The sequence below is a fragment of the Nocardioides salsibiostraticola genome (assembly GCF_054783655.1).
On record NZ_BAAGQD010000026.1, the window covers coordinates 293,939 to 306,476 of the forward strand.

Here is a 12,538-nt window from a genome sequence, read left to right on the forward strand (position 1 = left end):
GAACAAGCGCCAGCCGCGAAGAGACGGGAAATGTCATGGCACTTTTCATGGACACACACAACATCGAGGGCGGCGTCTCTGCGAAGGACGTCGCGGGCGCCCACCAAGCCGACCTGAAGACGCAGGCGGCGCACGGGGTGAACTACCTGCGCTACTGGGTGGACGAGGAAGCGGGCAAGATTTTCTGCCTCGTCGAGGCGCCGAACGCGGAGGCGGCGAACACCGTCCACCGAGAGGCCCACGGCCTGGTCGCCGACGAGATCTACAGCGTCAGCGAGCACTCCTGAGCGCGTCGGGCGTACGCCTAGATCGGCACGGGTTACGGCGCTGATTCTGTGGCATGGTGACTGGATGAGCCACCAAGTGGACGCCTTCACCAAAGACCCGGCGGCGCCGGGGCTGGCGCCAAGCCACGGGACCGGCGCAGACACATGAGCGCCCCCGGCCTCGCGGTTCGTCTCCTGGGTCGACCGAGCATCGAGAGGCCCGGCTCGGACTCCTACCGTCTGCGCAGCCGCAAGAGTTGGGCGCTGTTGGCGCTCCTGCTGCTCGGTGAGGGGTCCCCGACCAGGAGCCACTTGGCGGAATTGTTGTTCGCCGATGCCGATGACCCACTGCGGGCGCTGCGTTGGAGCCTGGCCGAGATCCGACGCTGCCTCGGTGACGGCGGGACCATCGACGGCGACCCGGTGGTACTGCAACTTTCCGAGGACGTCGAGGTCGACGTCGTCACGCTTACCCAAGGCTCCTGGGTCCAAGCCGCCGAGATGCCCGGACTGGGGGACGATCTGCTCGATGGTCTGACGGTGCGGGGCGCTGCGGCGTTCGAATCGTGGTTGCTCTCCGAACGTCGACGGCTCGCGGCGACGTCCGAAGCGATCCTGCACGAGGCGGCAGTCGGCCTGATGGCTGAAGGGGCGCTTGAACGGGCCCGCGGGTTCGCCGTACGCGCGGCGGCGATGTCCCCACTCGACGAGAACCATCAGGCTCTGCTCATCCGGCTCTACCGATTGGTCGGTGACGACGAAGCCGCCGAACAGCAGTACGCCGCATTCGCCGGTCTACTCGACTCCGAGCTCGGGGTCAGCCCAGGTGCCGCCGTTGCGGCGGCGATGCGTGAACGCCCCGCCGTACGCGAGGATGCCGCCACCGGCAGTTCTATCGAGGCCGTCATCGAGGCCGGTTCCGCAGCGATCGCTGCCGGCGCCAGCGAGACGGGGATCGCCTCGCTCCACAGCGCCGTACGTCTTGCGGATGCAAGTGGCGCACAGCGGCTTCGCGTGCAATCGCGACTGTTGCTCGCCTCGGCCCTCATCCATTCCCTCGGGGGGTTGGACGAGGAGGGATTGGCCCACCTGCACGAGGCAGCTCGCCTGGCTCTCGAGGACGGGGATGAGGTGACCGCGGCGCAGGCCCAGGCCGAACTGGGCTACGTGGATTTCCTACGCGGCCGCTACGACCGAGCCGAGTTCTGGCTCACCGGCGTCCTAGGCATGGCCGCGACGTCGACGGCGGTCAGGGCGAAGGCCGCGACCTACCTGGGCTCAGTGCGAAGCGACTGTGGCAACTACCCGGAGGCGATCTTCCTGCTGGACGAGGCGGTCGTGCTTTCCCGTGAAGCCTCTGATCCGCACCACGAGGCCTTCGCACTCTCGATGAGGGGCCGTGTAGACCTGACCTGCGGTCGCCTGGACGAAGCCGCCGAGCACCTCGCCGGCGCCGTGGATCTGGCTGAGCGGCAGCACTGGCTCTCGTTCCTGCCGTGGCCCCAGGCCCTCCAAGGGGAGCTCCAACTCGCGCGCGGCGACGTGGAGGCCGCAACGGCGACGCTCGAGCAGGCCTTCGCCCGGGCGTGCCAGCTCGGCGACCCGTGCTGGGAGGGGATGACCGCTCGGGGGTTGGCCCTGGTGGCCGAAGCGACCGGGGACACCGATCGAGCGTTCTCCACCCTCCGCGATGCCCGGGTCCGCTGCAACAGGTACGCCGACCCCTACGTCTGGCTCGACGTACACATCCTCGATGCGCTGTGCGTGCTTGGTCTCAAGCACGAACATCCGGAGACACGGCTCCGGATCGACACGATGCGCGAACTCGCCTCACGCACCGGCATGAGGGAGATGACCGTGCGCTCGATGTTGCATTCGGCAGCACTGGGAGGCGTTGGTGATCGGTCGGCAGCCGCGCTCCTTGCGGCCGAGATCGACAACGCGGAACTAGTAGCGCTGCTTTGAGTGCCGCAGAACTCAGGCGATCTCGGGGACGGCGATGGCGGGGAACTATCGGCTACCCGCTAGTGCACCCTCCGGCGTCGCCGCCGAGTCCTCCACGTGACCCGCCTCGGGCCCCTCGCGGAAGCCGTGCTGGTCCCACCAGCGAGCCATCGGTGCCGGAGCCCACCAGTTCCAGCGCCCGAGCAACTTCATCGTGGCCGGCACCAGCAGCGCCCGCACGATGGTGGCGTCGATCAGCAGTGCGACAAGCATCCCGATGCCGAGCATCTTCATGAAGATGATGCCGCTGGTGCCGAAGGCGCCAATCACCACGCCGAGAAGCAGCGCCGCGCTGGTGATGATCCGCCCCGTCTTCTGGACTCCGGTCGCGACGGCGATCGTGTTGTCGCCGGTGCGGTCCCACTGCTCGCGGACCCGGGAGAGCAGGAAGACCTCGTAGTCCATCGAGAGCCCGAAGAGCACGGCAAGCATCAGGATCGGGTTGGTGGCGTCGAGGAAGCCTTGCGACTCGAATCCCAGCAACCCCGAGAGATGGCCGTCGCTGAAGATCCAGGTGATGACCCCGAACGCGGCGCCGATCGAGAAGAGATTCATCACGATTGCCTTGATCGGCAGGATGACTGAGCCGAACGCCATGAAGAGCAGCACCATCATGATCACCACGACGATGAGCGCCATCCAGGGCAGGTGGGACGCGACCGAATCGATCAGGTCGACGGTGTCGGCGCTGATCCCGCCGACGAGCACCTCACCCGAGGCCGGGGTGACGTCGCGGATCGACTCCACCAAGTCCTGGGAGAACTCGCTCTGGCTGTTGCCGACCCAGGTGGCGCGCAGCAGGGTCACGGGACCCTCGGTGGTCCCTCGGGCCGCGATGTCGGCCACGTCCACGACGCCATCGAGAGCGAGTACGTCGGCGCGGTAGCGCTCCACATCGCCGCTGGCCGTGCCGGACAGCAGGAGGCTGGCCGTCGACTGCTCGTCGCCGAAGTCGGAGTTGAGAGTCTCGAAGGCTTGGTGGGCCGGAGCCTCGGAGGGGAGGACCCGGTAGTCGACGCTGCCCCACTTCGCTCCGAGGAACGGGGACGCTACAGCGACCAGCACCACGATCGTTGCCACCATCACCAGCAGCGGACGACGCATCACGGCGTGCGCGAGGCGGCCCCAGCGAGCCTCACCGGCATCGGAGCGAACCTCTTTGCCGCGACGCCACGGCAGCCGTCCAGCGTCCACCCGTCGACCCAGCAGCACCAGCGCCGCTGGGAGCATCGTGAGGGCGGCCAGCATCGCGATGAGGACAGCCGCCATACCGCCGTACCCCATGGAACGTAGGAAGTTTTGCGGGAAGATCAGCAGGCTGCTCATCGCCGCAGCGACGGTCAGGCCCGAGAAGAGCACGGTGCGCCCCGCCGTGGAGAGCGTGCGGCGGATCGCCACCTGAGGTGCGTCCGCAGTGTCCGGGAGCAGCGCCAGCTCTTCACGGAAACGGCTGATGATGAACAGGGCGTAGTCGATCGCCAGGCCGATACCGATGAGCGAGACGACGTTGACCGAGAAGACCGACACCTCGACGAAAACGGTGAGGAGGCGAAGGACCGCCAGAGAGCCGATCAGCGCCAGGACCCCCACGACCGCAGGCATGGAGGCGGCCACCAGGCTGCCGAAGATCAGCAGGGCCAGCAGGAGCACGATCGGCAGGCTGATCAGCTCGGCCCGTTTCAGGTCCTTGGAGGTGATGTCGTTGACGTCGTTGTAGACCGCGTAACTGCCGGCCAGTTCGACGCTCAGACCGCCCCCGACGGATTCGAGGACCGGCGAGATCTCGTCGTAGTTGACGAGGAAGTCGTCCTGGGAGTCCCCGGCCAACGACACCAGCACCTGAACGGCGGTCCCGTCACGGCTGATCAGAGGCGAGGCAGCCTCGGGCGGGAGGTCGAAGGGGACCACCACCGAGGTCACCGCGTCGACCGGTAGCTGACTGACGACGTCGCGTACGGCGCCTTCGAACGCGGGATCTGAAGCGCGGAGTTTGCTCCCATCCGGTGCGGCGAAGATCGCCGCCACGTCCACGCTCTGGTTGCCGAACGTCTCCTGCTCGAGGCGCAACTCGCGCGCCGACTCGGTGTCGGGATCGTCGAAGCCGCCCTGGCTCAGGGAGCCGAAAACCCCGAAACCGTAGGTGGCGGCGCCGATCGTGACGAGGATGCCGATGATCAGTACCCGACGCGCCCTGTGGGCGACAACGTTGGCCCAACGTTCGATCATGGGGGGCTCCTGCGGTCCATCCGAGAGAATGAGTGATGGGTGTTCAGATGGGTGAACGGTGTTAACCGTAAACGGTGTAAACTCCCGACGTCAACTGGCGTTGCGTCACATCCCAGCCCCGCGACCACCCACCCGATCGATGAAGGATCCCCGTGCCGCACCTGATCGATCCCACGCTCACCCGCCGCGAGCGCCAGCGTGAGTCGACCTACGTCGACATCGTCGCGGCCTCCCGCGAGCTCCTCGCAGAGTCACCCGAGCTGTCCTTGCGCGCGGTTGCGGCCAACATGGGGATGACAGCGCCGGCGCTCTACCGGTACGTCGCCAACCATCAGGAGCTGGTCGACCTGGTGGCCTTCGAGATCGACAAGGCCGCTACGGAGACGTTCGCCGCGGCAGCCGCGGCGATGGCGACTGATGACGCGCCCGGCCGTCTCGTCGCAGCGACCACGGAGTTCCGACAGTGGGCTCTGGGCAACCCCAATGAGTTCGCGATCGTGTTCGCCAACCCGACGGCGGAGGCGGCGTGTGTGCGCCGCGAACTGATCACGTTGGCCAGCTCGGGCCACCTGCTCACCGACCTGATCCACGACGTCTGGACCCAACGCGGTTTCGCGATCCCCGACATCGACGACCTCCCCGCGGCGGTTCGCGAGGCGCTCGAGGAGCCGTTGATCCCCGCCAAGGTCGAGCACCTCAGTCGCGAGGAGCGCGGGTTGGTGTGGGTCTTCATGCAGGCCTGGACCCAGCTGTACGGCGTCGTGGCCCTGGAGGTGATGGGTCACATGGATCCGCGCGTGATCGAGTCCGGCGAGATGTTCATCGACGTGGTCCGACGCTTCGCGCCGACCGTTGGCCTTGTCGAGGAGATGCCACGCCTGGAGCGCATCATCCGCGCCCGGTTGGCGCGCTGAGGAGCGACCGCGACCACATAACTCGGGAGCAGTCCTGCTCGTTGAGGACACATGAGTCCTTCGATCGATCGCCGCAACCTCCTGATCCGCGCCGCCGGCGCTGCAGCCACTGGCGCGGCAGCCGGTTTGGTCGGCTGGGACACGGCGTACGCCGCCAAGGCACCGTTTGTGCACGGGGTCGCCTCCGGTGACCCGCTGCCTCAGGCGGTCGTGATCTGGACGAGGGTCACGCCGAACGCTCAGGCCCAGCCCGGCTCCGGGCGGGGGCCTGCGGTCGATGTGCGATGGGAGATCGCCACCGACAAGGTCTTCCGGAATGTCGTTGCCCGCGGTAGGTCGCGCGCCACCTCCCGCCACGACCACACCGTGCACGTAGACGTCACCGGGCTGCGGCCGGCCACGACGTACTGGTACCGCTTCCGTGCCCGGGGTGCGCGCTCGCCGATCGGACGCACTCGTACGGCGCCCGCCGTCAACGCAGACACCGCCGTGCGGCTCGGTGTGGTGTCGTGTGCGAACTACGACTGGGGCTTCTTCGGCGCCTATCGCCACCTGGCCAACCAGAACGTCGACGCTGTGCTCCACCTGGGCGACTATCTCTACGAGTACGGCCCCGACGGGCCGCTGGGCGAGGGACTGCCCAGCCCGGTAGCGCCGCGGCACGCCGACCCGCCCCGCGAGTGCACCACCATCACCGACTACCGGGTCCGACACGGCTGCTACCGACTCGATCCCGACCTGCAGGCCATGCACGCCCGCCATCCGGTGATCGCCGTCTGGGATGACCATGAGATTGCGAACGACACCTGGAAACGTGGCGCCGAGAACCACGACCCCGGCGAGCACTCGTGGAAGTCCCGGTCCCGAGGTGGGCGCCGCGCGTGGCTGGAATGGCTGCCGGTACGCCGGGTCGCCGGCCAGTCCCGGTTCCGCATCCACCGGCGCATTCGGTACGGGCGACACGTCGAGCTCTGGATGCTCGACGAGCGACGGTTCCGCGACCAGCAGCCGGACAGCGCGGCGTTCAGCGCCGGCTCCGTCGACCCGACGCGCAACGATCCTGACCGGACGATGCTCGGCGAGCGCCAAGCGGACTGGCTGAGTAAGGGGCTGGAGCGGAGCAAGGCGACCTGGAAGGTCATTGGCAACCAGGTGCCGTTCTTCCCGACAGTGCTCGGCCCGGCCTACCCGGCTGCCGTCACGGCCGTGCTCGAGCCGATCTCGCCGGCCCTCGCGCACGAGCCTGCGGCGTACTACGTCGATGACTGGAACGGCTACCCGGCCGAGCGCCGACGCTTGGTCTCCACCATTAGCAAGATCAAGGACGTTGTCATCCTCACCGGAGACGTGCACCAGAGCTATGCGTGCGAGATCCCGCACGACCCGGGCATGTACGGCGTCACGGGCGAGTCGGTCGCCGTCGAGTTGATCACACCGGGGATCAGCTCGCCGAGTATCGCCACCATCGCGGCGCAGTTCCTCCCCGGCGCCAACGCGGCCTTCAACGCGGTCGTCGGAAGCAACGAGCGCGTCTTCAACCCGTGGGTCAAGTTCAGCGAGAACTCACGCTGCGGCTACCTGATCGTCGACATCAATGCCCGGCGGGTCAGGGCCGATTGGTGGCTCGCCGACGACGCGCAGTCGCGGAGCACCGCCGTACGCCGGGCGCACACGGCGCGGGTGCGGCGGGGCTCCAGCCAGGTCGGCTAGGCGAGAAGCGGGCCTGCTGTGCGGCCTAGAGGCCGTAGCCGGCGAGCCAGTCCTGAACCACGCCGATGTCAACTTCTGGGGCCGCGGAGCACTTGTTTTGCACATGTCCTGAACCGGGTCGGGCAGAGTCAGTTCTCCCCACTGCACGGAATGGTGAACCGGAACGTCGAACCCCGGTCGGGCAGGCTGTCGACCCAGATCCGGCCACCGTGCTGCTCGACGATCGACCTGGTGATGGCGAGGCCGAGCCCCGTCCCGGCGCGCTCTCCGACGCTGGAGTCATCGACCTGGTGGAAGCGCTCGAAGATCGAATCGAGATGGCTCTCGGGGATCCCACAGCCTTTGTCAGCAACCGCGAACTGGACGAACTCGCCTCGCGTCTCCGCGCAGATCTCCACGGTCGTTCCGGGCGGGGAGAACTTGACCGCGTTGCCGATCAGATTCACGAGGGTCTGCACGATGCGATCCGCGTCGCATCGGGCCCGGCCGGTGGTCCGGGTGACCACGAGTTCGACGCTCGACTTAGCGGCCAGGATCTCGAGGTCCGCGACCGCCATGTTTATCAGGGGTCGGACGTCGAGGTCGTCGAGGTGCAGGGGGAACGAGCCGAGCTGGATGCGCTCGATGTCGATGATGTCGCTGACCAGCCGGGTCAGGCGCTCGCTGCCGCGCAACGCGGTGCCCACCATCTTGCTAGCGGGGGGCGGCAGCTCGCCGGTGTCCCCGTCGTTGAGCAACTCGAGGGCTCCACGGATCGAGGTGAGCGGCGTACGCAACTCGTGGCTCACCGCCGAGATGAACCCGCTCTGCATGCGCGCCATCGCCAAGCGCTCGGTGGTGTCGCGAAAGACCAGGACCACGCCCGACGCGGAGCCCGGACCCTGCTGCGGTGCGGCTGTGACCTCGACCGGAAACGAGCTGCCATCGACCCGCGCGAACTGTGCATTGGGTCTCGTCACCGTGCTGCCAGCTTCGTGGACGAGGTCGAGCACGCATCGGTGTCCCGAGTCGTGGGTATCAGTGCACGTGATGTCGCAACTGTCGGCGCTGAGGAGGCCGTCACCCTCGGCACCGAGCATCTTGCTGGCCGCGGGGTTGGCGAAGGTCACCCGTCCCGAGGCGTCGACGCCGATCACGCCCTCGCCGACCGAGTCCAGGATCCCCTCGTGGTGATCCGATAGCCGCTGCAGCAACCGTCGATGTCCGCGGGTCACCGCTGCGAGCGCTGCCGCGAGGAACAGCCCGAGGATGAAGACCACCGGGGTGAGGTTGCGCGTCGTGCCCTCCAGCTTCTGCAAAGCAGCGAGCTGGCTCAGCGATTGTTGGTGTTTGCGGTCCGCCGCGCGGAGTACGGCGGTCTCGATGACTCCGAAGGCCGGGTCCACCTGCTCGTTGTCGATCTTCAACGCGTCGGCGGTGTCGCCTCTGTCGGTCGCCCGAAACAACCGGTCGATGGCCAGCAGGTAACTCTCGTGCTTGGTCAGGATGTCCTCGACGAAGGCTCGGTCGTCGTCGTTCCCGTCTCGTCGTACCCGGGCGAGGGCGTCCAAGAAGTCCGCCACGGCCTGATCGAAGAGGGCCTCCACGTCAGCCCCGGGCTCCAGGCGGTACTTCCGCTCCAGGGACTCCTCCGCGCCCACGGCGGTGGCTGCCGCCGCATAGTCGTCGTAGAGCCCGACGCCCACCGCCGCCCGGCTGGCCGCCGCGCTGGTGTTCTGCGAGGACCAGACGGCGAAGGCGCTCACCAGGAACAGAACCCCCACCAGGGCGATCGTCGCGTACCTACTGCGTTTCTCCACGCGCGACTCGACGTCGCCGCCCTGCGAAAACGCGGTGGTCTGGTCGGCCCCCATGCCGTGCATAGCGATCCTCACAAGTTGTGTGACGAGTTTCCTCAGCCGCTATTGCCGCGGCCCCAGCTCGACACCGAACGAGAGCACATCTGAATCACTTGGACTGTACGACCATTCACGCTGCTCTGGGGATGCTCAGGCCGGTCTAACTCAACCCCAACGCCCGCTCAGCCATCTCAGCCAGCAACCCATGCATCGAGGGGTCGGGCAGCAGCCCACTGTGTGGGGTGGAGTTGATCAGCCCGAACGTCGCGTGCGCCCGAGCCCGAGCCTGGTCGGGACTGAACGAGGGGTCGAGGCGCTGGAGCTGCTGGGCCCAGAGGTCGACGTACACGCGTTGGAGTTCGCGGACCTGCTCGCGAGCGGCGGGGGGCAGGGACTGCCAGTCACGGTCCTGTACGACGATCAGTGCGCGTTGATTCAAAGCGAAGTCGACGTGCCAGTCGATCAGACCCCGCAGGGCGCCAGCCGGACTCTCCGCGGCGGCGACGCGCTCGCGACCGACGGCCAGGAGGCGCTCGCTGATGGAGACAAGCATCTCAGCCAGGACGGCGTCCTTGGAGGCGAAGTGCTTGTAGAGCGCGGGTCCGGAGATGCCGCAGGCGGCGCCGAGGTCGGCCACCGAGACCCCGTGAAAGCCTCTGGCCGCGAACAATTCGGCCGCCGTGGCCAGGATCTGGTCACGGCGGTTCGTCGGAGCGAGCGGGGGACTGCTGGGCACCAGAACAGGTTAGCGGTCGTTAACGTCTTCTGGACGCGCCACTGTCAGGTTTGATAGGTGTAGATACATGCGACGCTATTTGGAAGAGCACACCAATCCACCTGTCTTCATCGGAGCAGTCGTCAGCGTCGTCGCCTTCCTCACGTGGGGCGTGGTCGCTCCGGGAAACATGGGGCGTGTCGCCGAGAAAGTTCTGAACTTCATCACCTCGAACTTCGAGTGGCTCTACATCTTCGGTGCCTCGGCCTTCGTGATCTTCGTGATCTACCTGATGGCGAGCCGCTACGGCTCCATCAAGTTGGGGCCCAACGACTCCGAGCCGGAGTACTCCAACCTCTCCTGGTTCGCGATGCTCTTCACCGCGGGCATGGGGATCGGGCTGGTGTTCTACGCCGTGAGCGAGCCGGTCTACCACTTCATGAACCCCCCAACTGGGGTCGGCGGAACGCCCGAGGCCGCGTCCAATGCGATGAATTACACCTTCTACCACTGGGGCCTGCACCCCTGGGCGATCTACATCGTTCTGGCGGTCGCGCTGGGCTACTTCTCCTTCCGCCGCGGTCTGCCGCTGCGTCCCGCCTCGGCGTTCTACTCCCTACTGGGCGACAAGATCTACGGTTGGCAGGGCGCGATCGTCGACATCCTGGCCGTCTTCGGCACCCTGTTCGGTCTGGCCACCTCGCTCGGTATCGGTGGCCGGCAGGTGGGCGCCGGACTCAACGAACTCTTCGGCATCCCCAACAGCACCACCACGCAGGTCCTGATCATCGCGGCCATCACCTCGGTGGCGGTCGTGTCGGTGATGCTCGGGATCGACAAGGGCATCCGGAACCTCTCGCTGGCCAACCTGTGGCTGGCCTTCGCGCTGTTGGTCTTTGTGTTCGTCTTCGGGCCCACCGGCGACCTGATCAACGTCCTGGCCGCCAACGTCGGCACCTACGTCCAGACCCTGCCCAACCTCGGACTGCAGACCTTCCCCAACGGTGGTGAGCAGGCGCAGACCTGGCAGAACGGTTGGACCCTCTTCTACTGGGGTTGGTGGATCTCCTGGGCCCCCTTCGTCGGCATGTTCCTGGCCCGGATCTCCTACGGGCGCACCATCCGGTCCTTCATCGCCGGTGCTCTGCTGGCCCCGGTCGGTGCCTCGATGGTGTGGATGACCGTCTTCGGTGACTCCGCCCTGCAGATCCTGCTCGACGACCCGGACAACGCCCTGAACGAGGCCGGGAACGTCCCCGAGAGCAGCTTGTTCGTGCTCTTCGACCAGTTGCCGGTCGCCGGCTTCGTCGCCACCATCGCCTCGGTGCTCGTGATCGTCGTGGTCGTGCTGTTCTTCGCGACCTCCTCGGACTCCGGGTCGCTGGTCATCGACATCCTCACCAACGGTGGTGACCCGAACCCGAAGTGGCAGCAGCGACTGTTCTGGGCCGTCACGGAGGGTGCGGTGGCCGCCGTACTCCTCATCGCCAGTGCCGCCTCCGGGTCTGATGCGGTCAGTGCGCTGCAGGCCGCCTCGATCGCGGCCGGTCTTCCGTTCTGCATCGTGCTGATCCTCATGGCCGTCGGCCTGATGAAGGCGTTGCGCGAGGAGAAGATCGAGACGCACGGGATCATCGAGCCGCCACCGTTGGCAGGCATGCGCGCCTACAACCAGCGCAGCGCCGGCCCCCGCGCCTCCGCTGAGGCGGAGGCCGAGGAGAAGGCCGAGGAGAAGGCGGAAGCCAAGGCCGAGGCCAAGGCTGACGAGGACTGACCCTCGCTGATCCAGACCCACGAGCGGCACGCTGATGATTCAGCGTGCCGCTCGTTGGTATCTCCGACCGATGGCCGCGCAGTGCTCGACGAGCTCGGGTGGCTCCAGGACGTCGAAGTCCTGCCCGGCCAGGCCGAGGTAGACCGCCACCATCGCCAGGTCGTCACCGCCGGTGCGCAGCAGACAGGTCTCCTCGGTCTCGGCCTCCACGCTGACCGCGGCGACGGGATAGTTCGCCCTGACCGCGTCGGCCGAGGCGTGGAAGCGCACCAGGATCTGGTGGGGGTACGGCGCCGAGGTTACCGACCGATGCACATAGGTCACCGGGTCCTCGTGCTCGCGCGGGGTGAACCGCCACGTGTTCACCCGTACGCCGCGCAACCGGTCGAGCCGGAAGGTGCGCCAGTCCTCGCGGTCCAGGTCGAAGGCCATCAGGTACCACCGCCGTCCGGTCGCCACCAGACCGTAGGGCTCGACCCGCCGCTGGGTGTCGGCACCCGAGCGGTCGGCGTACGCGAACTCCAGGCGGACCTGGTCCCGGCAGGCGCCGGCGATCTCGACCAGGGCGTCGGCATCGACGGTCTCCCCGGCCGACGGCCCGCCGGGCAGCATCGAGATCGAGTCGTGGATGCCGTGGACGCGCTTGCGCAACGGGGCGGGCAGGACCTGGTCGAGTTTGGTCAGGGCCCGCAGCGCCGCCTCGCTCGCGCCCGCGACGGTGCCGCCGGCGGCCAGCCGGAGGGACACCGCGACGGCGACGGCCTCAGCGTCGTCGAGCAGGAGCGGCGGCAGGGCTCGGCCCGCTCCGAGCCGGTAGCCACCAGCGACCCCCTGGGTGGCGTTGACCGGGTAGCCCAGCTCGCGCAGCCGGTCGACGTCGCGCCGGATCGTGCGGGTCGTCGTACCGAGGCGATCGGCAAGCTCGCTCCCGCTCCAGGTCTGTCGCTGCTGGAGCAGGGCGAGGAGCGCCAGGATTCGTTCGGTGGGACCCGTTGATTCGGTCATGCAGACAATCTGCCACACCCAGCGGACAGGATCTGTCCTAGTTCGGGTCCAGAGTGGGTGGTGACCACCGAACCCCTGATGAGGAG

Annotated in this window: 9 protein-coding genes; 5 read left to right on the forward strand and 4 right to left on the reverse strand. The window is 67.4% G+C overall.

Translation table 11 applies throughout. The features are described 5' to 3' along the window. Nucleotides 1–47 precede the first annotated feature (47 nt). Entirely contained in the window at nt 48–287 is a 240-nt protein-coding gene (locus ACYVLV_RS15940) for a DUF4242 domain-containing protein (RefSeq protein ID WP_460811391.1), read from the forward strand. A 144-nt stretch (nt 288–431) separates the two neighbouring features. Beyond that, the gene (locus ACYVLV_RS15945; RefSeq protein WP_460811392.1) at nt 432–2,231 is read left to right on the forward strand and encodes a tetratricopeptide repeat protein; all 1,800 of its coding nucleotides are present in this window, start codon (nt 432–434) and stop codon (nt 2,229–2,231) included. 45 nt (nt 2,232–2,276) lie between these two features. Here the strand turns inward: ACYVLV_RS15945 and ACYVLV_RS15950 are convergent, their stop codons facing one another. Further along, nucleotides 2,277–4,496, reverse strand: coding sequence for an MMPL family transporter (locus tag ACYVLV_RS15950; protein ID WP_460811393.1), 2,220 nt, complete (start codon nt 4,494–4,496; stop codon nt 2,277–2,279). A 152-nt stretch (nt 4,497–4,648) separates the two neighbouring features. Between ACYVLV_RS15950 and ACYVLV_RS15955 the strand changes: the two genes are divergently transcribed. Next, on the forward strand, nt 4,649–5,410 hold the full coding sequence (locus ACYVLV_RS15955) for a TetR/AcrR family transcriptional regulator (RefSeq protein ID WP_460811394.1): 762 nt from the start codon (nt 4,649–4,651) through the stop codon (nt 5,408–5,410). 51 nt (nt 5,411–5,461) lie between these two features. After that, nucleotides 5,462–7,120 (forward strand): alkaline phosphatase D family protein, encoded by a 1,659-nt coding sequence (locus tag ACYVLV_RS15960; protein ID WP_460811395.1) that lies wholly within the window; start codon nt 5,462–5,464, stop codon nt 7,118–7,120. A gap of 128 nt (nt 7,121–7,248) precedes the next feature. On the opposite strand, the gene ACYVLV_RS15965 is transcribed toward ACYVLV_RS15960, so the two are convergent. Together ACYVLV_RS15965 and ACYVLV_RS15970 are read right to left on the reverse strand one after the other, a co-directional pair. Further along, complete coding sequence (locus tag ACYVLV_RS15965) at nt 7,249–8,982, reverse strand: sensor histidine kinase (protein WP_460811396.1); 1,734 nt, start codon at nt 8,980–8,982, stop codon at nt 7,249–7,251. 136 nt (nt 8,983–9,118) lie between these two features. Next, nucleotides 9,119–9,694, reverse strand: a complete 576-nt coding sequence (locus tag ACYVLV_RS15970) for an SACE_7040 family transcriptional regulator (RefSeq protein ID WP_460811397.1) — start codon at nt 9,692–9,694, stop codon at nt 9,119–9,121. A gap of 67 nt (nt 9,695–9,761) precedes the next feature. On the opposite strand from ACYVLV_RS15970, the gene ACYVLV_RS15975 reads away from it, so the two are divergent. Continuing rightward, nucleotides 9,762–11,447, forward strand: a complete 1,686-nt coding sequence (locus tag ACYVLV_RS15975) for a BCCT family transporter (RefSeq protein ID WP_460811398.1) — start codon at nt 9,762–9,764, stop codon at nt 11,445–11,447. 39 nt (nt 11,448–11,486) lie between these two features. On the opposite strand, the gene ACYVLV_RS15980 is transcribed toward ACYVLV_RS15975, so the two are convergent. Further along, nucleotides 11,487–12,452: a helix-turn-helix transcriptional regulator gene (locus tag ACYVLV_RS15980; RefSeq protein ID WP_460811399.1), complete on the reverse strand. Its 966-nt coding sequence runs from the start codon at nt 12,450–12,452 to the stop codon at nt 11,487–11,489. Nucleotides 12,453–12,538 lie beyond the last annotated feature (86 nt).